Annotated in this window: 20 protein-coding genes and 1 tRNA gene; 2 read left to right on the top strand and 19 right to left on the bottom strand. The window is 60.2% G+C overall.

What is annotated here, in order from left to right; all coding sequences use genetic code 11:
- Positions 1-56 precede the first annotated feature (56 nt).
- The 4 genes from V7714_RS20175 to V7714_RS20160 form a co-directional block, all read right to left on the bottom strand.
- Complete coding sequence (locus tag V7714_RS20175) at positions 57-683, bottom strand: DJ-1/PfpI family protein (RefSeq protein ID WP_335711340.1); 627 nt, start codon at positions 681-683, stop codon at positions 57-59.
- Between the two features lie 130 nt (positions 684-813).
- The gene (locus V7714_RS20170) at positions 814-1,758 is read right to left on the bottom strand and encodes a homoserine kinase (protein WP_335711339.1); all 945 of its coding nucleotides are present in this window, start codon (positions 1,756-1,758) and stop codon (positions 814-816) included.
- 95 nt (positions 1,759-1,853) lie between these two features.
- On the bottom strand, positions 1,854-2,180 hold the full coding sequence (locus tag V7714_RS20165) for a DUF2782 domain-containing protein (protein ID WP_335711338.1): 327 nt from the start codon (positions 2,178-2,180) through the stop codon (positions 1,854-1,856).
- A gap of 26 nt (positions 2,181-2,206) precedes the next feature.
- Positions 2,207-2,941, bottom strand: a complete 735-nt coding sequence (locus tag V7714_RS20160) for a TIGR00730 family Rossman fold protein (protein ID WP_284197108.1) — start codon at positions 2,939-2,941, stop codon at positions 2,207-2,209.
- Positions 2,942-3,002: 61 nt separating this feature from the next.
- Between V7714_RS20160 and polA the strand changes: the two genes are divergently transcribed.
- Together polA and V7714_RS20150 are read left to right on the top strand one after the other, a co-directional pair.
- The gene (gene polA, locus V7714_RS20155; RefSeq protein ID WP_335711337.1) at positions 3,003-5,771 is read left to right on the top strand and encodes a DNA polymerase I; all 2,769 of its coding nucleotides are present in this window, start codon (positions 3,003-3,005) and stop codon (positions 5,769-5,771) included.
- A 330-nt stretch (positions 5,772-6,101) separates the two neighbouring features.
- Complete coding sequence (locus V7714_RS20150) at positions 6,102-7,280, top strand: phosphatidylinositol-specific phospholipase C (RefSeq protein ID WP_335711336.1); 1,179 nt, start codon at positions 6,102-6,104, stop codon at positions 7,278-7,280.
- A 17-nt stretch (positions 7,281-7,297) separates the two neighbouring features.
- Here the strand turns inward: V7714_RS20150 and V7714_RS20145 are convergent, their stop codons facing one another.
- From V7714_RS20145 to V7714_RS20075, 15 genes are all read right to left on the bottom strand, one after another.
- Positions 7,298-7,756, bottom strand: coding sequence for a SixA phosphatase family protein (locus V7714_RS20145; RefSeq protein ID WP_335711335.1), 459 nt, complete (start codon positions 7,754-7,756; stop codon positions 7,298-7,300).
- Positions 7,757-7,799: 43 nt separating this feature from the next.
- Positions 7,800-9,884, bottom strand: a complete 2,085-nt coding sequence (gene ppk1 / locus V7714_RS20140) for a polyphosphate kinase 1 (protein WP_335711334.1) — start codon at positions 9,882-9,884, stop codon at positions 7,800-7,802.
- Positions 9,885-10,020: 136 nt separating this feature from the next.
- Positions 10,021-10,293, bottom strand: coding sequence for an oxidative damage protection protein (locus V7714_RS20135; RefSeq protein WP_284197113.1), 273 nt, complete (start codon positions 10,291-10,293; stop codon positions 10,021-10,023).
- A 246-nt stretch (positions 10,294-10,539) separates the two neighbouring features.
- Positions 10,540-12,231: a hypothetical protein gene (locus V7714_RS20130; protein ID WP_335711333.1), complete on the bottom strand. Its 1,692-nt coding sequence runs from the start codon at positions 12,229-12,231 to the stop codon at positions 10,540-10,542.
- On the bottom strand, positions 12,228-12,617 hold the full coding sequence (locus tag V7714_RS20125) for a GtrA family protein (protein WP_335711332.1): 390 nt from the start codon (positions 12,615-12,617) through the stop codon (positions 12,228-12,230). The genes V7714_RS20130 and V7714_RS20125 overlap by 4 nt, the downstream gene beginning before the upstream one ends.
- Before the next feature lie 271 nt (positions 12,618-12,888).
- Positions 12,889-13,830 carry a glycosyltransferase family 2 protein gene (locus tag V7714_RS20120; RefSeq protein WP_335711331.1) on the bottom strand — a complete coding sequence of 314 codons (942 nt, stop codon included), beginning with the start codon at positions 13,828-13,830 and terminating at the stop codon, positions 12,889-12,891.
- Entirely contained in the window at positions 13,823-14,665 is an 843-nt protein-coding gene (locus tag V7714_RS20115) for a class I SAM-dependent methyltransferase (protein ID WP_335711330.1), read from the bottom strand. Before V7714_RS20115 ends, V7714_RS20120 begins: the two co-directional genes overlap by 8 nt.
- A gap of 267 nt (positions 14,666-14,932) precedes the next feature.
- On the bottom strand, positions 14,933-16,024 hold the full coding sequence (gene ychF, locus V7714_RS20110) for a redox-regulated ATPase YchF (RefSeq protein ID WP_335711329.1): 1,092 nt from the start codon (positions 16,022-16,024) through the stop codon (positions 14,933-14,935).
- Positions 16,025-16,107: 83 nt separating this feature from the next.
- The gene (pth, locus tag V7714_RS20105) at positions 16,108-16,728 is read right to left on the bottom strand and encodes an aminoacyl-tRNA hydrolase (protein WP_335711328.1); all 621 of its coding nucleotides are present in this window, start codon (positions 16,726-16,728) and stop codon (positions 16,108-16,110) included.
- Between the two features lie 132 nt (positions 16,729-16,860).
- On the bottom strand, positions 16,861-17,460 hold the full coding sequence (locus V7714_RS20100) for a 50S ribosomal protein L25/general stress protein Ctc (RefSeq protein WP_308447039.1): 600 nt from the start codon (positions 17,458-17,460) through the stop codon (positions 16,861-16,863).
- Between the two features lie 89 nt (positions 17,461-17,549).
- The gene (locus tag V7714_RS20095) at positions 17,550-18,500 is read right to left on the bottom strand and encodes a ribose-phosphate pyrophosphokinase (RefSeq protein WP_284197120.1); all 951 of its coding nucleotides are present in this window, start codon (positions 18,498-18,500) and stop codon (positions 17,550-17,552) included.
- 111 nt (positions 18,501-18,611) lie between these two features.
- Positions 18,612-18,686 (bottom strand) — tRNA-Gln (locus V7714_RS20090).
- A 17-nt stretch (positions 18,687-18,703) separates the two neighbouring features.
- Positions 18,704-19,540: a 4-(cytidine 5'-diphospho)-2-C-methyl-D-erythritol kinase gene (gene ispE, locus V7714_RS20085; RefSeq protein ID WP_335711327.1), complete on the bottom strand. Its 837-nt coding sequence runs from the start codon at positions 19,538-19,540 to the stop codon at positions 18,704-18,706.
- Positions 19,537-20,097, bottom strand: a complete 561-nt coding sequence (gene lolB, locus V7714_RS20080) for a lipoprotein insertase outer membrane protein LolB (RefSeq protein ID WP_335711326.1) — start codon at positions 20,095-20,097, stop codon at positions 19,537-19,539. Before lolB ends, ispE begins: the two co-directional genes overlap by 4 nt.
- A 4-nt stretch (positions 20,098-20,101) precedes the next feature.
- A complete protein-coding gene (locus tag V7714_RS20075) occupies positions 20,102-21,862 on the bottom strand; it encodes a tetratricopeptide repeat protein (RefSeq protein ID WP_335711325.1) in 1,761 nt (586 codons plus the stop codon).
- Between the last annotated feature and the right edge of the window lie 4 nt (positions 21,863-21,866).

The raw sequence follows: 21,866 nt of genomic DNA, 5'->3' as shown, positions 1-21,866 counted from the left end.
CTACAAAGCCGCTTGGGACATGCAAAATACAAGACCCCGCGGTGGCGATGGAGGCGTTATGCGTCGTCATAAGAGTAGCGCTGTCTCTGGACAAACTGCTCAGCTTGTTCTGGTGAGAATACGCCAAGCGAAACAGCTACGGTGACGGCGAACTTCTCTCTTGCCCAGTGTTGTGCCGTGATGAACGGTTGATCTACAACGATGTCGGCGCGTTCGAAAACGATTCCTTCTAAGATAGAGTCTGTGCACGCCAGAACCTCGGCAGTAGTGTGTTCGGCTGTGTAATTGTGCGTGGCTCTCTTTCCGTGCAGAAGGCCGGATCGTGCGATGACCAAGACACCCGCACAAATGCCAGCGAGTACCGCACCACGACCGTATGCCGCAGCAATGCAGGGGTTGGCACTGCCTAGTTCGATGATGGAGTCAGGGTTGCCGCCCGGAACAACCACGCAGTCGGCTGGAGTGTCCATGGCTTGTGCAAAGGAACCATTCACGACAACGCGCGTGCCATTGGACGCATCGTGAATGGTGCCATCTGGCGTAAAAAACGAGATATCGCACTCAGGTGCGAGCACTTCGAGCAAAGGGGCGATTTCCAGGAAGATGCTCCCTGGGTACAGGAGGACGGTGACTCTACGACGCATAACGTTGGAAGCAACCTGCCGCAGGAATGCCGTAGGCATGGAGGGAACTCAAGGCGTTGCTTTGGGGGGGGCAGGTTGATAGCAAGGTTAGGCGCGCCCAAGTTATAGCCTTGAAGTTGGTTGTGAGATTAAGCAGGCCGTTGAAATATACAGCCAGGTAGTGACAACGCTATAGCCAGCGAGGTGTATCCCCCTGAGTGGCATGGTGGCGCAAGATACGCTGGAATACGTTGGGGTCTTTACGGAAAGTCAGTTCGCCAGCTTGTGGCTTATGCCAATCCCACAAGCGGGAAACCCAGAAGCGCAGTGCAGCTGCCCTTAGCATCACAGGCCAGGCATCGCGTTCGCTTTGGCTGAAGGGGCGTACGGATTGGTATCCTGCGCACAGTGCTTCGGCTCTCATCGCGTCGATTTCGCCCCCTTCCTGCGCGCACCAGTCGTTCAGTGTGATGGCCAGATCGTAGATCAGGATATCGTTGCAGGCATAGTAGAAGTCGATGAAGCCGCCTATTTGTTCGCCATGCATGAGGACGTTGTCGCGGAACAGGTCGCAATGTACGACCCCGCTGGGCAGGTGGCTAAAGCGGTAGCGTGCTTGTAGCGCCAGTTCGTTGTGTAGCTGGGTGGCATCGGCCTCATCCAGGTAACCGTATAGATCTGCAGCTGTGGCTGTCCACCATGCCGGCCCACGGGGGTTGGCCATGCGGCCAGGATAGGTTTCTCCCGCCCTGTGCATTTGCGCCAGCATGGCGCCCAAAGCACGGCACTGTGCGGTCGTGGGGGTGGTGACCGGCTCTCCTTGGAGCCAGCCTACTATCACGGTCGGGCGTCCGGCCAGCGTGTCGATGTATTCGTCGCGCTGATTGGCAATGGGGGCTGCGCAGGCTATGCCGTGATGGGCCAGGTGGGCAATCAGGTTGACATAGAAGGGCAGCTCGTGTGCTTGCAGGGTCTCGAACAACGTCAGGACGTACTTGCCCTGCGTGGTGGTGACAGCATAGTTGGTATTGGTAATACCTGCGGCGATGCCCTTGAGTTCGACCAGCTCGCCCAGCGCATAATTCTTCAGCCAGGCGCCGAGTTCATTAGGGGTGACAGTAGTAAAGACGGACATGGGCAAGGTCGCATTAAACCCGATTCAGCCAACATGGCTGCATCGGTGGAGTGGTGAAACGGGAGTGCAGCCCAGTTGCCGCACTCCCCCTGGGCTCAGAAGCGCTTGATGACCCACATGGGCGGGCGCAATACGCCTTGGCCGTCACGTCTTACCATTTGACCCGTGCCATCGTCATCATGCAGGTAATACTCTGGTCCGACCTTGGGTTGCACCCTGATCATGTAGAGCTTGCCCCGCAGGCGGTATTCGCTGTAGGTGGCGTCTTCCTTCTGGATGATGGTGACTTCCGGCTGCACCGTGGCTTCATCCACCGTGGCGGCGGGAAGCGGTGGTGGTGGCGGTAGGTCGGCAGGTTTGGGGTCGGCAGCCAGCAAGGGCTGCGCAATCATCACGGCGATGAGCGACAGCAGGGTACGCATGATCGGGTTTCTCCTGGTCTTGGCCATCATAGGCTGAGTTGCATTTCACGCTCAGCAGGGCTGGGGGCAAAGCCCCGGGTTTCGTAGAAGGCAAATATGGCGTCGACGACCGCCTGGGGTTCATCGATGACCTGCATCAGATTCATATCGTCCGGATTGATCATCCGCTCGCCGGCCAGCGTTGTCTTCATCCATTCCAGCAGACCACTCCAGAAACTGCTACCTACCAGGATAATGGGTATCTTGCGGCTCTTGCCGGTCTGTATCAGCGTCAGTGCCTCAGTCAGTTCATCCAGCGTGCCGAAGCCTCCGGGCATCACTACATAGGCCGTAGCGTTTTTGACGAACATGACCTTGCGGGCAAAAAAGTGACGGAAGGTCTGGCTGACATCCTGGTAGGGATTGCCATGCTGCTCGTGGGGCAGCTGGATATTCAGCCCCACCGAGGGTGACTTGCCGTGGAAGGCGCCCTTGTTGGCAGCCTCCATGATGCCCGGTCCGCCGCCCGAAATCACGCTGAATCCCGCGTCGCTCAAGAGTCGGGCAATTTCCTCGGTTTGCTTGTAATAGGGGTGGTCGCGCGGCGTCCTGGCCGAACCGAACAGACTGACGGCGGGTTGTATCGCTTGCAGTCGCTCGGTAGCTTCCACGAATTCGGACATAATCTCGAAAACACGCCAGGCCTCCTTTGAACGGTAGGCTTGGCTGGCCGCGATGGTGGCCGGGTCGTTGTCACTCGGCAGCTTGCTGTGGGCACTCATGGTTTTCTCTTTTTCTCTTTATTTGACAGAGCGCTAGACGCTCGTGGTGGATAGGGCCCAAATGGCAACAGATTCCAATAAGACGCTCCTGCTGATCGACGGTTCTTCCTATCTGTATAGAGCGTTTCACGCCATGCCAGATCTGCGTGGGCCAACGGGCGCGCCAACGGGCGCCTTACGCGGCATCATTGCCATGCTGAAGAAACTGGTCAAGGAGGTTCCGGCCGATTATATCGGCTGCGTCTTCGACGCCAAGGGCAAGACCTTCCGCGACGACCTCTATCCCGAGTACAAAGCACAGCGTCCCTCCATGCCCGATGACCTGCGGGCGCAGATAGAACCCATACATGCTGCCATTGCTGCCATGGGTTTGCCCATACTGATGGTCGATGGGGTGGAGGCGGATGACGTAATCGGCACACTCTGTCGCCAGGCTGACGCAGCTGGCATGGCTGTGGTGGTTTCTACGGGTGACAAGGACATGGCGCAGTTGGTCAGTGCCAATGTGCGCCTGGTCAATACCATGAGCGAGGAAACCCTGGATGAGGCCGGTGTCGTGGCTAAGTTCGGTGTGGCGCCAGATCGCATCGTGGACTATCTGGCCTTGATCGGCGATACCGTGGACAACGTTCCCGGCGTGCCTAAATGTGGCCCCAAGACGGCTGTCAAATGGCTATCCGAATATGGCAGCCTGGATGCCGTCATGGCCAACTCGGACAAGATAGGCGGGGTGGTGGGGCAGAACCTGCGGGATACCTTGGCATGGTTGCCCATGGGCCGGCAGCTTGTCACGATCAAATGTGATGTCGATCTGAGCCAGGAGATGCCCCAGGGTATGGCCAGCCTCAGCCCGCGCGATGCCGACAAGCCCACGCTACTTGATCTGTTTGAGACCTATGGCTTCAAAAGCTGGTTGGCGGAGATGAAGGGTGATGCTGCCGTAGGCGACAAGATTGCTGCCGAGGGCAATAGCAGCAGCTTGCGCAGCTTTGCCCCGAATGATGTGGGTGAACTCACGGAGCTGCCACGCGACTATGAAACCATTCTGACTGAGCCCCAGCTCGATGCCTGGCTGATCAAGCTGGCGGGGGCAGGCCTGGTGGCGCTGGACACCGAAACAGACAGCCTGGAGCCCTTGCAGGCCCATATCGTGGGTATCAGCTTTGCCGTGGCGGAGGGCGAGGCCGCTTATCTACCGCTTGCCCACCGCTATGCCGATGCCCCCGATCAACTGCCGCTGGAGCCCACCCTGGCGCGCCTCAAGCCTTGGTTGGAAGATGCGGCTAGGCACAAGCTGGGGCAGAACCTCAAGTATGACCAGCATGTGTTTGCCAACCATGGCGTACGCTTGGCAGGGGTAAGGGAAGACACGCTGCTGCAGAGCTATGTGCTCGATAGCACCGAACGTCATGGCATGGATGAACTGGCTGCCAAGCACCTGGGGCTCAGAGCCATCAGCTATGAGGAGGTCGCTGGCAAAGGGGCCAAGCAGATCGGTTTCGGTGAAGTGGCCGTGGATGTCGCCACACGCTACGCCGCCGAGGATGCGGATATCACGCTGCGGCTGCACCATGCCTTTGCGCCACGGCTGGCCCAGGAGACGCGGCTTGATTATGTCTACAGGCAGATTGAATTACCTAGCCGGGAAGTGCTGTTCAAGATGGAGCGCCACGGCGTGCTGCTCGACAGCCAGCAGCTTAATCGCCAAAGCCATGAACTGGGCCAGACCATGCTCAAGCTGGAGCAGGAGGCCTATGAACTGGCTGGGCAGCCCTTCAACCTAGGTTCGCCCAAACAGATAGGCGAGATACTGTTCGATAAGCTCAAGCTGCCGGTCATCAAGAAAACGCCGAAAGGCGCGCCATCGACCGATGAGGATGTACTGACCGAGTTGGCGCGCGACTACCCCTTGCCGGCCAAGCTGATCGCCCATCGCAGCCTGGCCAAGCTCAAGTCCACCTATACCGACAAACTGCCGCTGATGGTCAATCCGCGCACGGGCCGGGTGCATACCAACTACGGCCAGGCAACGGCGGTTACCGGTCGGCTGGCCAGCAACGATCCCAATCTGCAGAACATCCCGGTGCGTACGCAGGAAGGTCGCCGCATACGCGAGGCCTTTATCGCCCCGCCAGGCCATGTCATTGTCAGTGCCGACTACTCGCAGATCGAGTTGCGCATCATGGCGCATCTCAGCGGCGATGAGGGCATGCTCAAGGCCTTTGAAGCGGGGATAGATATCCATCGTGCAACGGCCGCCGAGGTGTTTGGCACGCCCCCGGATGAAGTCAGCAGCGATCAGCGTCGCTATGCCAAGGCGATCAACTTTGGTCTGATCTATGGCATGAGTGCGTTTGGCCTGGCTGCCCAGCTCGATATCGAGCGTAGCGCGGCGCAAAACTATATTGATCGGTACTTTGCGCGGTATCCGGGGGTGGCCAATTATATGCAGACCACCCGTGAGACAGCGCGCGAGCAAGGCTATGTGGAGACCTGGTTTGGCCGGCGCCTGTGGTTGCCCGAGATACGCTCCAGCAACCAGGGCCGGCGACAGGGCGCTGAGCGTGCGGCGATCAATGCGCCTATGCAAGGTACGGCCGCCGACTTGATCAAGCTGGCCATGATAGCGGTACAGGATTGGCTGGAACGCGCGGGCATGGCCAGCAAGCTCATCATGCAAGTCCATGATGAACTGGTGCTGGAAGTGCCGGATAGTGAACTGGAGCAGGTTAGGGTTAAGCTGCCGGCGCTGATGGCTGGTGTGGCAGACCTGAAAGTACCGCTGCTTGCCGAGGTGGGTGTGGGCCTGAACTGGGAGGCTGCACACTAAGCGCCACCAGCAACCGCCTTTGGGCGCGCTTGCGGTATCTGGGTACGGATGGCTCAGGTGCTTTCCTTGCTCAGCTGAATGGCACGGCGACGCTGAGTTCTCCTCGCTGTGCCGGTCGCTGCCAGACACCCACTGCCTTGCAAGGGGTGAGCTGGCAGCGCGGTCTAGCTGGGGCTATCGGCGGCTGACAGGCCCTGGGTCTGCCGTAGATAAGAAGCGCCTTCAGTTTTGCTTAATCAAAGGTTAAGTGGTTCCGCTGAATTTCCTGGTAACAATGTTTTTTATTGGGTCTAGATTTAGTTTCTCTTCTCGCCCACACAGGAAATCACCATGGCTCGCCTGCTTGCCACCACCTTGCTTATCGCATTGGCTTTGCCCGCTGCAGCGCACTCATCCGGCGCTTATCTGCATGACGACCGTGCCGACATAGACCATAGCAACTGGATGGGGGTGCTGGATGGCAATACGCCGCTACGCAATCTCTCGCTGGTGGGCACCCATGACAGCCTGTCATTTCATGGCGGCGACATCGTCCAGACGCAGAGCCTGAGTCTGGCCAACCAGTTGCGTGCCGGCGTGCGTGCTTTCGATGTGCGTTGTCGACATATCAATAACGTCTTCGCTATCCACCATGGCATCGTGTTTCAAAAGACCATGTTTGGTGACGTACTCAATACCATGGCCGATTTTCTGCGCCGTAACCCCAGCGAGACGCTGATGGTCGCCGTGCAGGAGGAGCACACGCCCGAGGGTAATAGCCGTAGCTTCGAGGCTACCTTTGCAGACTACAAGGCGCGCTATGGCAATCTGATCTGGGAGCCCAGCAGCCAGAATCCTACCCTGGCGGAGACCCGTGGCAAGTTGGTGATCGTGCAGAATTTTACCGCGCAGCGACGCTATGGATTGGATGGTGCTGGATTTCGCTCGCAGGGCCATTGGCTGCTCAACAACAACTGGGAGCTCTATAGCAAGTGGGAAAAGGTGCGCAACCACCTTGTCAAAGCCAATGCTGAACATGGCCAGGCCTTCCACGCCAACGGGCTTTCTGCTTCTACCGGTGTCTTTCCCTACTTTGTGGCCAGCGGCCACTCCAGCCCGCAGACGGGGGCGCCCAGGTTGCTGACTGGCTTGACCACGCCGGGCTGGCGTCACAGCTATCCGGATTTCCCACGGGTGGGGTGCTTCTGGGGCATATGCAGCATTGCGTTTGAAGGCACCAACGACCTGACCTTGCAATACCTCCATCGCGTGCGGCCTCGCTATGTGGGCCTGCTATGGGCGGATTTCCCCGGCAATGGCCTGGTCGATACGGTGGTACAACTGAATTACCCGCGTTGCAGCAGCTGGGTCAGCGGCGGCGGTGCCCGTTACGGTGAGGTATTCCAGCAATCCGGGCGCTATTACCGCGCACTGCAGGCCGGCCGCTACAGCAGCCCCTTGCCTGCAACGGCCACCAGCAATCAGCAATGGCAGTATCTGGGGACGGCAGCCCGTTGCCAGGTCTTCTGAGCGCCGGTTGCGTGCGACTACAGCTGCTCGGGTGTCAGCATGGTCTTGAGCAGGGTTTGTGGCTGACCATCGCGTAGACGGTACTGCAGCCACCAGATGGCCCCTTTGCGGGCATGCCAGTCGGCCTCTATGCCGCTCAGCAAACGAGCGGCAACCCGGCCCAGCGTGGGCTGGTGGCCCACCAGTACGGTGGTGCCGCCTGCCTCTGGCCAGCCAGCCGCTTGCAGGTAGGCTTCAGCGCTGCTGTCGGGGTTGAGGCGGCTGTCTATCTGGTGGTTGGGGTGTAGTGCTGCTGCAGTCTGGCGAGCACGCAAGGCCAGGCTGGCGATGATCAGGGGGCGTGCAGGTAGCTGGGCGTCCAGCCATTCGGCCATCTTGCGGGCCTGCTTGTGGCCTTTTTCCGTGAGTGCCCGGCGCATATCGTCATCGCCGGCTTCAGCCTCGGCATGACGCCAAAGTATCAGGTTGGTTTTCATCCAGTACATCCAATAGAAAGGGGCGCCGTAGCACCCCCAATATTCAGTCCCGGTCCTTGGCGGCCAGTTCGGCCAGCAGCATGGCTTGTGCATTGCGTCTATGGTCGCCGCGGGAGGTTCTCTTGCGGTAGCGCCCGTCCGGCTGCATTTCCCAGGCCTGGCTGTTATCCACCAGATACGGGCGCAAGCCTTCGCGGATGATGCGACGCTTGGTCTTGAGATCGAAGATGGGAAAGGCCACTTCAATGCGGCGGAAGAAATTACGCCCCATCCAATCGGCGCTGCCGAGATAAAGATCCTCTGCCCCATCGTTATGGAAGAAGAACACGCGTGTATGCTCGAGAAAACGGCCGACAATCGAGCGTACCTTGATGTTCTCACTCAGCCCCTTCACACCTGGCCGCAGGGTACAAACCCCCCGCACGATCAGGTGGATGGAAACGCCAGCTTGGCTGGCATCGTAAAGCGTCTGTATCAGTGCCGGTTCCAGCAATGAGTTCATCTTGGCGATGATTACGGCACGGCGGCCGGCGCGAGCAATGTTGGCCTCACGATTGATCGCATCAATCATCGACGAATGCATGGTAAACGGCGACTGCCACAAGTGCTTGAGCTTGCCGGGGTTGCCCATGCCAGTCAGCTGAATGAACACGTCGTTGACGTCGGCGCACTTCTCCTCATTGGCCGTCATCAGACCGAAGTCGGTGTACAGCTTGGCTGTACGCTGGTGATAGTTGCCGGTACCCAGGTGGGCATAGCGGCGCAGGCGGCCTTCCTCACGGCGGACGATCAGCAGCATTTTGGCGTGCGTCTTGTAGCCATAGACACCGTAGACCACATGGGCACCCACGCGCTCGAGCTTGGCCGCCCAGTTGATATTGGCCTCCTCGTCAAAGCGCGCCATCAGTTCCACCACCGCAGTGACCTCCTTGCCCGCCTCGGCGGCCTCGATCAGGGCCTCCATCAGCGCGGAATCCTTGGATGTGCGGTACACCGTCATCTTGATGGCGACCACATGTGGATCACGGGCGGCCTGCTGCAGCAGATCTATCACCGGCGTGAAGCTCTGGAACGGGTGGTGTAGCAGTACATCGCCGTGGCGTATGGCGGAAAAAAGATCAGGCTGCTTGCGTAGTTCCTTGGGGACGCCGGGCATGAACGGCTGGAACTTCAGGTCAGGCCGGTCTACCTGATCTGGTACCTGCATGAAACGCACCAGATTGACCGGCCCGTCCACGCGATACAGGTCTTCGTTATCCAGGCCGAACTGTTCCAGCAGGAAATCCGAAATATGATGCGGGCAGTTGTCTGCTACCTCCAGCCGTACGCCGTCACCAAACTGGCGCTGGCTCAGTTCGCCCTGTAGGGCGGCGCGCAAGTCCTTGACGTCCTCGTCATCCACATTCAGATCGGAATCACGGGTCACCCGGAACTGGTAACAGCCGCGCATTTCCATGCCGGGGAACAGTTCGTCCACATGGGCGTGAAGTACCGAGGAGAGAAAGACAAAGCCGTGCTCTACACCGGATACCTCCGGTGGCAGCTTGATAAAGCGGGGGAAGATGCGGGGGGCCTGCACAATGGCCACACCTGAGCTGCGACCAAAAGCATCGCGCCCGTCCAGCTCCACCACAAAATTGAGGCTCTTGTTCAATAGGCGAGGGAAGGGGTGGGCTGGGTCCAGTCCGATAGGGGTGAGCACCGGTGCCAGTTCGCGGTCGAAATACTCGCGCACCCATTGGCGCTGCGCCTCGCTCCACATGGTACGGCGCAGGAAGACGATACCTTCCTGTGCCAGCTCTGGCAGTACGACCTCGCGCAGTATCTTGTACTGCCGCTCCACCAGCGCATGGGCATCGATGGCGATGCGATGGAATGCGGCTTCCGGCGACAGGCCATCCGGTGCCGGCCTTGCCGTATGCATGCGGATGTTTTCCTTGATCCAGGCCACCCGTACTTCAAAGAACTCGTCGAGATTGGACGACACGATGCAGAGGAACTTCAACCGCTCAAGCAGGGGGTTGCTTTCCTCCTCCGCCTGAGCCAACACGCGCCGGTTGAATTCCAGCAAGCCCAGTTCGCGATTGAGAAAGAGTTCGGTGCTGTGTTCCAAGAGTGCCTGGTTCATGGTGTGTCTGGCTGTGAGCCCGGTTGGGCTGGTAACGTTGCAGTATAGCGCGGTGGCGATATGGCGAATGCGGGCTGATGGGCGTGCAGCAAAATGGCCGCACAGGGCGGCCATTGATATACGTTGCTACCCGGCATCACTCCTTGGGCGGCACGTAGCCCTGTACGGCGTCTGCACCACTACCGAAGAAATAGTTTTGCAATTGTTGCGACAGATACTGGCGTGCACGGGCATCGGCCAGATTGAGGCGGTTCTCATTGATCAGCATGGTCTGGTGTTTGACCCAGGCAGCCCAGGCTTCCTTGGAGACCGAATCAAATATCTTCTTGCCCATCTCGCCCGGCAGCGGCGCGAAATCCAGCCCTTCGGCTTCGCGGCCCAGCTTGATGCAATTTACCATTCTGGTCATATCAGTATCCTTGTTGAAACTTAACAGATGTTCGTTACGCTGCCGTGACTGGCCATCACCACGGCAAGCCGAATGCTTGGCTCCAGGGCCGTTGCCACAGCGCTGCGCAGCATGTCGGGGCCTGGGCGCTCGTCTTGCAGAGGAGCGACCAGCGGGTGTCTAGGCGCATATCGTAGCGCTACATGGTCTTCAGCGCCATGTGGAAGCACGCCGGCTGAGGCAGCACAGGTATTTCCCTGCCGCGTTTTAGCGCCTTGCCCAGTTTATGGGTTGTCCTGGCTTCACCCACAGCAAGGGCGAGCGTGTGGTCCAACCCTCGGGGGACTCGTACTGCAGGTGCAAGGGGACGGCCGTCAGGGCTGTCTTGATCGAGCCGATTCTGGATACCGGGTAGCGCCCCAGGCTGGCTGAGGCAATGAAGTACTGCCCCGTCTCATAGGGGCCAAACTGCCAAGCGGCGTGGCCGTTCTCGATCGATACCCTGGCAGTCAGTGGCCTTGTTTCGTCCACCGCCATGGTTTGCGCAATCTCTGCTTCCAGGCGGGCAGAGATATCCAGCATCCGTTTCTGTTGCGGGTCATAGCGGTATAGCTGCCGCACCGGCATGGCCGCCGGGACACCCTTGAACAGCACGGTCGGGCAGCTTTGCCCGGTACGGCGCTTGATTTCGCAGAGTTGAGTCACAAACCAGTAGGTGGAAGTCAGCGTGGGCGAAGGTATCCATGCCTGCTCGGCACTGGCCTCCAGCATGAATTTTCCCTGCACATCATATTCTTGGTAGTAGGTCTGGCGCACTGCCGACACCGCGCTATCCTGGCTGATCAGCGGGACGATGGTCACCAGGCAGGCCAAGGCCACGGCGCTATGCTGTATCAGCTTGCCGCTAGGTAGATGCAAGGCCGCGAATCGCAGGGACAGACTGCCTACCAGGCTTACTACAAACCAGACCAGGAACAGATAGCGGTCGGGGCTATGTATGCCGGGGAAAAACACCAGCGGTACCAGGGGGCCAAGTAGGCATAGACCCAGCATAAGGGTAAGCGGCAGGCCTGCTGGTCGTTTGGATAGGCAGAAGGTCAGGGCGGCGGCCAGGATGATCGTCGGCAGAGGCCAGTACGGCCCCAGTATGAGCCTGGGAAAGCCGGCGAAGGTCTGGATGGTTTGTGTCAGCAGGGCCGGCAGGTCCAGGGCGTGACCGGCAGCGTAGCCACCCGTCACACCGCCCAGCATGTACTGCCGCCAGATCACATAGGCGAGGGCGACGCAGAAGTAAGGGGCAAGCAGGCGTGCGCGCTCAGCTAGACGGCCGAAGGGCGGCATGGCCAGCAAGACCATGGGGAGTGGGACGAATATCTCTTTGGCCGTCGCGGCGAGCGCGTAGGCCAGTGCGCCCAGCGCCGCCCATCCGATATGCTGGCGGCGCTGTGCCAGCACAAAGGCGATGACAGCCAGGATGGCAAACAGCAGACCTTCCAGGTAGTGCCGGGTCATCAGCGCTTCCACCACGGCGGTGGTGGGCGCTCCCGCAAGGAACAGGCATGCAAATGCAAGCGACCAGGCCGGGGGCAGCCAGCATCGTCCCAGGGCATAGGCGGCGATGGCCGCCAGGCAGAGCGAGAGCAATTGGTGCTGGTAAAAAAACAGCGGGTCTGGCCCGGCCAACCATAGGTCCAGCTTGAAGGACAGGGTGATCCAGGGGGTCAGGTTATTGGGCGACAGTTTCTGCCAGTCCGTCGGATCGTGGAATGCGCTGAGGCCGCTTGAGTTCATGGCGTGCCACAGGATGGCCGGGTCGTCACCGCGCCACCCGCCGGACAGTACGCCGTAGAAATGGGTCACGGCGATGATCAGCAATAGCAGCAAGGCATGACCATCCCGCAGCTGCCAGCGTGCAGTACGACCCGAGGTGGCGAGTGGTGGCGCGATAGGCGTGTTCATTCGGCCCTGCTGGAGAATGACCAGTATCGGTTAAGTAGGAAATTGGTGGCCGGCACAATCAGGATGACGCTTAGCTGTGCCTTGAGATACCACCAGCCCAGATAGTGGACAAGGCCAAACATCATGCCGGTGTTCATCAGCAAGCCCAGGATGGAGACGAGCAGGAAGCGCCAGAAACTCTGCACCGGTGAACGGCTCGACTGGAATGTCCAATAGTGGTTGAGCGCATAAGACACGCCCACGGCGGCGGCGAAACCGACCACAGCGCCCGCAACCGGCCGCATGCCCAGGCTTTCCACACACAGTGTCATCAAGCCCAGGTGGGCCAAGGTGCCCAACCCGCCTGCCACCAGATAGCGACCGGCCTGCCCTAAGAGCCTGTTCAAAGTCTTTTCGCCGCGCGCCGGCCCGCTGGGCTGATCTGGAAAATGGCCAGGCACAAGGCGTGGTGCGCAGGCAATAACCAGTTATTGCCAAGCGCCACAACGCAGTGAATGGCCGTTTTCCAGATCAGCCCTTCGGGTTCGCAGCCTTGCCGGCGAAGGGCGGCGTTGCAAGCCGCTGACGGTACCCGTACCGCTGCGCGGCTTGCGCCTTGCCCTTCATCCGGCAAGGTTGCGAACGACGCGGCGAAAAGACTTTGAACAGGCTCTAAGATCATTGCTTAACCTGCTCCGCAATGATGTAGCGGGGGCGGCCTTTGACTTCCTCATAGATGCGGGCCACATAAGTGCCAATGATGCCCAGACCCAGCATGACAGCACCACCTATGATCAGCAGCAGCAGGATCACGGTCGTGAAGCCGTCGACAGCCTTGCCTGCCAATTTGAGATAGATGGTCTGCATACCCAGTATCAGGGAGAACAACATGAAGCCCATGCCTGCCAGGGTAATGAGGTGCAAGGGTGCGGAAGAAAACGAGGTGACGGCCGTCATGGCCAGCCGGGTGAGTTGCAGCACCGACCAAGTGGACTGGCCGCCTGCGCGCTCCGGCACATCAAATGGCAGTTGCACGCGCCGAAAGCCAAGCCAGGCACTCATGCCCCTGAAGAACAGATTGCGTTCGCCCATATGGCGCCATGCTTCGAGCACGCGCCGGTCTATCAGCTTGAAGTCCGATGCGCCACGCAGGTCGTAGCCCGCCAGCAGAGCAAAAGTACGATAGAAAACCTGGGCCTGGATACGGTTCCGCAGACTTTCCTTGCCCCGATGCTGTTTTACCGCCTCGACCACTTCTGCGCCATCGCGCCAGCACTGCAGCATGGTGGGGATCAAGGTGGGTGGATGCTGCAGATCGCCATCCATCACCACGATCGCCTTGCCGCTGGCCTGCTCAAGGCCGGCGGCAAGCGCAGCCTCCTTGCCGAAATTGCGGCTCAGGCGCAGCCCCTTGATGGCCGGATTGTGCTTCGCCTGCGTGAGGATGGCCTGCCAGGTATCGTCGGGCGAACCGTCATCTACCAGGATGAGCTCATAGCGGGTTTCGAGGCCTTCCAGGACTTGGCTGATCTCCTTCACCGTATCGCCCAGATGCACGCCCTCTCGATACAGGGGGATGACTACGGACAGGTCACAGGCTTGCCGCACAAGTTCAGACACCGGGCTTGACTCCTGCTATCGCGATCGTTGTCTTGGGTAGCCACAAAGCATGCCGGCCAAGCGAGGCAGGTAGGGTAAGCCCAAGCTTGGCGGCAATCAGTGGTAAGGGGAAGGCATGCGGATAGGGAACCGTCTGCAGTGTCGTCAGGCCGCATTCCGCCAGCAGCCGGTGCAGGGTGCGCTGGTCAAAATAGAGAACATGCTCCGGTAGCTTGAATGAGGGCCAGCGATAGCCCATCAGCTTGCGCCAGAAACTGCTGGCATCGGGTGCGGCGATGATAAGGGAGCCGCCTGGACGCAGGTGCAGCAGCAAATCCCGGATGAATTCACGCGGGTGATAGGTATGTTCGATGACGTGGGTGGCGATGATGCAGTCGAACAGCTCGCCGCTGGGGACCGCCGCCACACCACCGGCATAGACGGCATCGGCATGCGCTTGCGCGGTACGCACAGCCTCTGCAGAAAAATCCGTCCCCACCCTGCGCGTGAAATAGGGCTGTGCCTCGTGCAGCAGATAGCCAAAGCCGCAGCCTATCTCCAACAGGCTGCCGCCCGTACGCCCCTGCTTGGCCAGTGTCTGCAGCAGGCGCCGGAATGTCGCCCGGAGTGCAGGGGCCTGGGCGGCGTAGTTGTTGTAGCCATGCTGATCGCCAGAGAAGTATTGATCGTTGGCGTAATGCGCCAGCATGGCGGCCTCGGTCAGGCGGGGCGACAGGTAGCCCAGCCCACATGCCTGGCAAGACATCAGGCCATAAGGCGCAAAACGGCCCTCATACTGGGCTTTGGCGGTGGTGCTGGCGCAAAGGGGGCAGGCTGCAGATTCAAGATCGCTCATGGAGTGCCTTTGACCGCTGGCGGGGATGCATGGCCGCGGCAGTGGAATCGCAAACATGAGTCATGACTGGGCGAGAAAGTACTCATGCTGGTTATTTCACGGGCCGTCATCGCCGTCGATACCACCGCCAGGTGACGACAGGCGGCGGCTGCTTTTCGGCTGGTCTGCCAAGGGGCGGCCAGCCGGCCTTCGCGGTGGGCTCACAACCTGCCTGGTGAGCGGAGGAGTACACCAGAGCATGGGGCGCTCCTCCTTGAAGGCTGCCAATCAGACGTTGAACAGGAAGTTCATCACATCGCCATCCTTGACCACGTAGTCCTTGCCTTCGGCCCGCATCTTGCCGGCTTCCTTGGCGCCCTGTTCGCCCTTGTAGGCGATGAAGTCGTCGAAGGAAATGGTCTGTGCCCGGATGAAGCCACGCTCGAAGTCGGTGTGGATGACGCCGGCAGCCTGGGGGGCGGTGTCGCCCACATGGATGGTCCAGGCGCGGACTTCCTTCACGCCAGCGGTGAAGTAGGTCTGCAGGCCCAGCAGGTTGTAGCCTGCGCGTATCAGGCGGTTCAGACCGGGCTCTTCAAAGCCAAGGTCGGCCAGGAAGGCTTGCTTGTCTTCCTCCTCTAGGTCGGACAGCTCCATCTCGATCTTGGCGCACAGCGCGACAACCGGCGCGCCTTCGGCTGCAGCATGGGCGCGCAGGCGATCCAGATGGGGGTTGTTCTCGAAACCGTCTTCCAGCACGTTGCCCACATACATGGCCGGCTTGATGGTGAGCAGGCACAGTGGCTTGAGCAAGGCCTTTTCTTCATCGGTCAGTGCCAGCGTACGGGCCGGCTTGCCTTCGTTCAGGTGGGGCAGCAGCTTTTCGCAGGCGGCCACCAGCTTTTGTGCTTCCTTGTCGCCTGACTTGGCCTTCTTGCCTTCGCGCTGTATGGCTTTTTCCACGCCAGCCATGTCGGCCAGCGCCAGTTCGGTGACGATGACTTCGATATCGGCCAGCGGATCAATGCGGCCGGCAACGTGGACCACGTTCTCATCATCGAAGCAGCGCACCACGTTTACGATGGCATCGGTCTCGCGGATATTGGCCAGGAACTGGTTGCCCAGGCCTTCACCCTTGCTGGCGCCCGCCACCAAACCGGCGATGTCGACAAACTCGACGATGGCAGGCTGGATCTTTTGCGGATTGACGATGGCGGACAGTGCCTTCAGGCGCGGATCCGGCACTTCCACGATACCAACATTGGGCTCAATGGTGCAGAAGGGGTAGTTCTCGGCAGCGATGCCGGCCTTGGTCAGGGCGTTGAACATGGTGGACTTGCCGACGTTGGGCAGGCCGACGATGCCGCATTTGAGACTCATAGCGTGTTCCTTTGGGGAAAGGGTAATTCTAATGCGTGTTGGGGTGCCAGCGGTGAGGAGAAAAGCATGCCTTGCTGGCCGCCTTAGGCCTCGGGCTTGGCAATCTTGGGCTTGGTGTTGACCAGCATGGTGGCTTTGCTGAATTCGCCACGGGACAGCCATTTCCAGGCTGCCAGCGAGCGGGTGATCGCATCCTCTATCTGCGGCTGTTCATCCTGCCGGGGCCGATGAAGTACGAAATCCACCACCGGCTGGTTCAAGCCCAGGGTGCGTGGGTGGCCTACGCCCAGGCGTAAACGCCAGAAATCGGCGCTGCCCAGCATGGCTTGTATATCTTTGAGGCCGTTGTGGCCGGCGTGGCTGCCACCTTGCTTCAGTTTGGCTTCGCCGGGTAACAGATCCAGTTCGTCGTGCACCACCAGGATTTCCTGCGGCAGTATTTTATAAAAGCGTGCCAGCGCAGCGACTGCGTGGCCGGAACGATTCATATAGGTGGTCGGCTGCAGCAGCCAGACCTCCTCATCGCCCTGTTTGGCGCGCCCTGCCAGCCCCATGAACTTGCTCTCGACCCGCAAGCCCGTGCCTAGCTCGCGTGCCAACGCATCCACCCACCAGAAGCCGGCGTTATGGCGTGTATCAACATATTCCGACCCGGGATTGCCCAGGCCAACCACCAGACGTATGGGGGGCGGTGCAGTGCTCATGGCTTGCCATCAAGTATTAGGTTCAACGACGGAGGGTGTCAGGCTGGGTGGCCGGATTTACCTTCGTCTGAATGTGAAACGGCCCGCTGGGCCTGTATAGGCTGCGGGCCGTCTAAGGACAAACGCGACCGATTAGGCGGCAGCGCTTTCCTCGGTGGCAGCGCCACGTACCGACAGGATGGTCGCTACGGTAGCGTTGTCGCCATGCTTCAGGGCCACGAATTCAACACCGGCCGGCAGGGTCAGGTCGGACAGGTGGATGGAGTGACCGGCTTGCAGGTCCTTCAGGTCCACTTCGATGAACTCGGGCAGTTGGCCTGGCAAGCAGGACACATCGGCGTCGTTCATGACGTGCGACACGATGCCGCCGCCCAGCTTCACGCCAGGAGCCACATCAGCGTTGATGAAGTGGAACGGTACCTTGGTGTGCAGCTTGGCGTTCGGGTCCACGCGCTGGAAATCGACGTGCATGACGATCTGCTTCCAGGGGTGGTATTGGGCGTCGCGCAGCAGCACGGACTCGGTCTTGCCGTCCACGTTCAGGCTCAGGATGCTGGCGTGGAAGGTTTCCTGCTGCATGGCGTGGTACAGGTTGTTGTGGTCCAGCACAACAGCAACAGGCTCTTGGCCGGCGCCGTAGATGATGCCGGGAACCTTGCCTGCACGACGCAGGCGGCGGCTCGCTCCGGTGCCCTGTTCGACGCGCTTGTTGGCGATAACTTCGATGGTCATGGAATTGCTCCTAAGCAACAAAAAAACATCACCCGCGACCAGGTGATGCTTGGGTAAACGGCCGCTTCTGAAGAAGCGGCCGCAGAGAATCAGTCAACGAACAGGGTGGATACCGACTCTTCGTTGTTAATACGGCGCAGCGTCTCCGCCAGCAGCGGTGCCAGGCTGATCATGCGGATGCGGCTGGACTTCCGGGCGGCATCGCTGAGCGGGATGGTGTCGGTGACTACCAGCTCATCCAGTTCGCTGTTGGCGATACGCTCGATGGCGGGACCGGACAGTACGGGGTGGGTGGAGTAGGCCATCACCCGCTTGGCGCCATGCTGCTTCAGTGCTTCGGCGGCCTTGCACAGGGTGTTGGCGGTATCGACCATATCGTCCATGATCAAACAGGTACGGCCTTCCACGTCACCGATGATGTGCATCACCTCGGCCACGTTGGCCTTGGGACGGCGCTTGTCGATGATGGCCAGTTCGGTGTTCAGTTGCTTGGCCATGGCACGGGCACGCAGCACGCCACCCACGTCAGGCGAGACTACCATCAGGTCTTCATAATTCTTGGTGCGGACGTCATCGAGCAGGACCGGCGTGGCATAGATATTGTCCACGGGGATGTCGAAGAAGCCCTGAATCTGGTCTGCGTGCAGGTCAACAGTCAGCAGGCGATCCACGCCGGCAGCCTGCAGCATATTGGCCACGACCTTGGCCGAGATGGGCACGCGGGCCGAACGGGGGCGGCGATCCTGGCGGGCATAGCCGAAGTAGGGCATGGCGGCAGTGATACGGCCAGCCGAAGCGCGCTTCAGCGCATCGACCATCAACAGGACTTCCATCAGGTTGTCGTTGGTGGGTGCGCAGGTGGATTGCAGCACGAATACATCGCGACCACGGACATTTTCCAGCAGTTCGACAGTGGCTTCGCCGTCACTGAAACGACCTACCGTGGCACGGCCGACGGTAATGTCGAGGTGCTTGGCTACGGCGTCGGCCAACTGGGGGTTGGCATTGCCGGTGAAGACCATCAAACTTTCGTAGGCCATGTCCTGATCCTTGACAAAAAAAGAAAGCGTGTAATCGCCATTACACGCTTTCTGGTTTCTTTTTGCGTTAGGTGAGCGCATCGGCGTGCCGCCCAAACGCTTGATGAAAACTGGCAGGGGAGGTAGGGATCGAACCTACGAATGTCGGAATCAAAATCCGATGCCTTACCACTTGGCGACTCCCCTAAATCTGCCCGACTGGTTTAGTCCAGCAGATCGAACAAAGGGTGCTGCATCATGCTCTGCGCGCTAAACCCTTGCATTGTGGCAGGCAGGGCTGTAATAACACGCTCGGCTTCTACTTGTGTATCGAATGCAGCGAATACACAAGCACCGGAACCGGTCATCATCGCATTGCCATATTGGCTAAGCCAGGCAAGGTGATCAGCGATGATCGGGTACTTCCTCACGGCTACTGCTTGCAGATCGTTGTGCATCTGCTCGTTCGGAAAGGCCGCCATTATTATGGGCTCGCTGTTCCTTGTCAAGCACGGATCGGAAAAAATCTCTGCCGTCGGTACGGAGACGGGTGGGATCAGTACGACATACCATTGATTTGGCAGGTGGATAGGCTGTAGCGCTTCGCCTACACCTTCGGCAAAAGCATCTTGGCCAAAGATGAAAACCGGCACGTCTGCACCGAGTTGCAAGCCTAGTGTCTGCAATTGTTCGCGGCTGAAGCGGGTACCCCATAGGTGATTCAGCGCCATCAGCGTGGTGGCGGCATCCGAGCTGCCACCGCCTAGCCCTCCCCCCATGGGCAGGCGCTTATCCAGGCGCAAGCGGCAACCCAACCGGCTGCCGCTGGCTTGCTGTAACAGGCGGGCCGCACGGATGATCAGGTCTTGTTCGGCAGGCACCCCGGGTAGCGGGTTCTCATGCACGATCTCGCCGCTGTCGTCGACGGCAATATGCAGGGTGTCGCCGTGGTCTATCAGGCGGAAAACCGTTTGCAGCAGGTGGTAGCCATCGCTGCGGCGACCTATGACATGCAGGAACAGATTGAGTTTTGCGGGGGCGGGGAAGGCGTGATAGTTCATGGTTGGGTGCTGGACAACTGCCAGTCATATAGCGCGATGCGGACTTCCAGGTCGGGTCGGTTCAGGGTTAGGCGGCTGGGCGCATGGGTGCCTGCATCGAGCGGAAAGCGTATCTGCCAACCGTCCTGTTCCAGCAGTCTATGGTTGTCGTCCTGGGTCCAGAAGGCGGGGCGGTCGGGTGCTGCCAGGCCCAATAGCCAGAAGCGCAGGCCGCTGGCGGGCAGGCGCCAGCCGAGTTCTCGCTCGCTCAGGGCTTCCACATCGTCTGCGCTGCGCAGTTTGCCGTCACTGTCAAAAAAGCGCGCGCCGCTTGGGTCCAGTTCTACCCTGGCCATGGTCTGTCCCAAGGGGTTGCTGACGTCTACCGTGTCGCGCTGGTCATCGTGCACCCAGCTGAAGCGGGCGCTGTAGCCCTTGCCGGCAGCATTGACGGCCACCCGGCCATTGACGGTGTAGTGCTCGGGGAGCTGGCTGAGTGCGCCGGGGGCCGGCATCTGGGTGGCACAGCCAGCCAGCAGCAGGGCGGCCAGGGCCACCATCAGGGAGTTACGCAGCATGGTCTCAGTTACCGGTCAGTCGTTGCACTGTTTCGGCCAGTACCTGGTGTGCCGGGTCCAGCTTCTTGCCTTCCGCCCAAATCTTGCGGGCCTCGTTGCGTCTGCCTGCCTGCCACAGCGCCTCGCCATAATGGGCGGCGATTTCCGGGTCGGGCTGGGCGGCAAAGGCGCGGCCCAGCCAGATGACGGCTTCCTTCACATTGCCACGGCGGTACTGCAGCCAGCCCATGCTGTCTATGATTACCGGGTTGTCCGGGTCCTGCTCCAGTGCTTTCTTGAGCAAGGCTTCGGCCTCGTCGTAGCGCTGTGTACGGTTGGCCAGGGTATAGCCCAGGGCGTTCAGACCCGCCGGATTGTCCGGCTTGAGTATCAGATAGCGGCGTAGATCGCTTTCGGCGGCGGCCACGTCACCCATCAGATCAAATATGAGGGAGCGATCGTAGAGCAGATCGGGGTTGTCCGCGTGCGCAAGCAAACCGGCATCCAGCGCAGACCTCGCCCGTTCTGGCTCTTTCAGTTCGCGCCATATCTGCGCTTCCAGCTGCACTCGGGTGATCTGGTCGTTCTTGCTGGCATCGGGCAGCAGTTGCAAGGTAGCCAGGGCCGCCTCCCGATTGCCCAGTTTGGCCTCTATACGGGCCAGGCGCAGATTGGCCTGCGCGGCCTGTTCGCTGTCCCTGGCGCTGACATAATGGGTACGGGCCTTTTCCAGCCGGCCTTGTTCCTCGGCAATGGTGCCCAGGTAGAAATGGACCAGCCCGGGCTTGTTCACCCCCAGGGTCAGTGCCTTGTCCAGCGGCGCCTCTGCCTCGGCGTAGCGGCGCAATTGCAGGGCGGTCAGCGCTTGGCCTAATAGATATTCCACTTCGGCCGGATAGTCGTGGCTGAGTTCGGCATACAGTTTTGCGGCGGCGGGCAATTGCTTGCCATCGCTCAGTTCGCGTGCCAGGGCAGCGCGTAGCTCGCGCGATTTTGGCTGTGCTTTGACGGCTTGCTGCAGATAGGCAATGGCGGCCTCCGGTGACTGCTGGCCTATCAGGTTGGCGCGATACAGCATGGCCTGTTCCCAGCCTGGCCGGCGCTTGAGCGCCTCATCTATCGCCGCCACGGCGGTCAGGTTGTTCTTGGCATTGACGGCTGCCAGGGCAATGGCCAGCGCGGCCTCGGGCAGCTCGGGAAAGCCGGCGGCCAGTTGCTGAGTCAGCGCCAGTATGGCCTGGCGATCGGCCTGTGGCTGCCATAGTGTGTGCATGCGCAGGAACACGCCAGCGGCATCGCTGGGGCGATCGCGCATCCAGCTGCCCAGCTCCTGCCCAGCCTCCGCCACCATGCCGGTACTGCTGAAGATATGCAGCAGGTGCTGGCGTGGCGTCAGCGAGCTGGGATCCAGCTCCTGCCATAGGCGTGCAGCCTGTACGGCCTGGGGTATACGTCCGGCGGCAAAGCTCACCTGCAGGGCTCGCTCGGCGGCGCGTACATCGCGGCTGCGTCGGGCGATCTCCAGCCAACTGTCGCTGGCCAACTGCTTGTCACCCTTGGCGACAGCCACTTCGCCTAGCAGCATGCCGAACAGCAGTTCGCGCGTCAGTTCCTGCTTGGGATAATTGGGCTCTACCACCGGTGTTACGGCTGCGGCCATGGGCGCAGCGGGTTCAGCTGGTGCTGACTCCGGTGGGGTGGGTGGCGGCGCCACACTGGCGCAACTGGCCAGCAGGGCGGTGGTCAGGGCAATCAGGCGATTACGGTAGGCGTGCTGGTTGGTCATGTCA

This window comes from Chitinimonas sp. JJ19, from assembly GCF_036961565.1.
Classification (GTDB): domain Bacteria; phylum Pseudomonadota; class Gammaproteobacteria; order Burkholderiales; family Chitinimonadaceae; genus Chitinimonas.
The sequence above is the reverse complement of the archived record's forward strand: the minus strand, read 5'-3'. Positions and strand labels throughout refer to the sequence as shown.

Excerpts from the sequence above, each read along its gene's own strand:
- V7714_RS20075 (WP_335711325.1), bottom strand. The coding sequence starts at position 21,862 with ATGACCAACCAGCACGCCTACCGTAATCGCCTGATTGCCCTGACCACC.
- V7714_RS20170 (WP_335711339.1), bottom strand. The coding sequence starts at position 1,758 with ATGTCCGTCTTTACTACTGTCACCCCTAATGAACTCGGCGCCTGGCTG.
- pth (WP_335711328.1), bottom strand. The coding sequence starts at position 16,728 with ATGAGCACTGCACCGCCCCCCATACGTCTGGTGGTTGGCCTGGGCAAT.
- lolB (WP_335711326.1), bottom strand. The coding sequence starts at position 20,097 with ATGCTGCGTAACTCCCTGATGGTGGCCCTGGCCGCCCTGCTGCTGGCT.
- V7714_RS20095 (WP_284197120.1), bottom strand. The coding sequence starts at position 18,500 with ATGGCCTACGAAAGTTTGATGGTCTTCACCGGCAATGCCAACCCCCAG.
- V7714_RS20130 (WP_335711333.1), bottom strand. The coding sequence starts at position 12,231 with ATGAACACGCCTATCGCGCCACCACTCGCCACCTCGGGTCGTACTGCA.
- V7714_RS20115 (WP_335711330.1), bottom strand. The coding sequence starts at position 14,665 with ATGAGCGATCTTGAATCTGCAGCCTGCCCCCTTTGCGCCAGCACCACC.
- V7714_RS20175 (WP_335711340.1), bottom strand. The coding sequence starts at position 683 with ATGCCTACGGCATTCCTGCGGCAGGTTGCTTCCAACGTTATGCGTCGT.
- V7714_RS20100 (WP_308447039.1), bottom strand. The coding sequence starts at position 17,460 with ATGACCATCGAAGTTATCGCCAACAAGCGCGTCGAACAGGGCACCGGA.
- polA (WP_335711337.1), top strand. The coding sequence starts at position 3,003 with ATGGCAACAGATTCCAATAAGACGCTCCTGCTGATCGACGGTTCTTCC.
- V7714_RS20135 (WP_284197113.1), bottom strand. The coding sequence starts at position 10,293 with ATGACCAGAATGGTAAATTGCATCAAGCTGGGCCGCGAAGCCGAAGGG.
- V7714_RS20145 (WP_335711335.1), bottom strand. The coding sequence starts at position 7,756 with ATGAAAACCAACCTGATACTTTGGCGTCATGCCGAGGCTGAAGCCGGC.
- ppk1 (WP_335711334.1), bottom strand. The coding sequence starts at position 9,884 with ATGAACCAGGCACTCTTGGAACACAGCACCGAACTCTTTCTCAATCGC.
- V7714_RS20165 (WP_335711338.1), bottom strand. The coding sequence starts at position 2,180 with ATGCGTACCCTGCTGTCGCTCATCGCCGTGATGATTGCGCAGCCCTTG.
- ispE (WP_335711327.1), bottom strand. The coding sequence starts at position 19,540 with ATGAACTATCACGCCTTCCCCGCCCCCGCAAAACTCAATCTGTTCCTG.
- ychF (WP_335711329.1), bottom strand. The coding sequence starts at position 16,024 with ATGAGTCTCAAATGCGGCATCGTCGGCCTGCCCAACGTCGGCAAGTCC.
- V7714_RS20160 (WP_284197108.1), bottom strand. The coding sequence starts at position 2,941 with ATGAGTGCCCACAGCAAGCTGCCGAGTGACAACGACCCGGCCACCATC.
- V7714_RS20150 (WP_335711336.1), top strand. The coding sequence starts at position 6,102 with ATGGCTCGCCTGCTTGCCACCACCTTGCTTATCGCATTGGCTTTGCCC.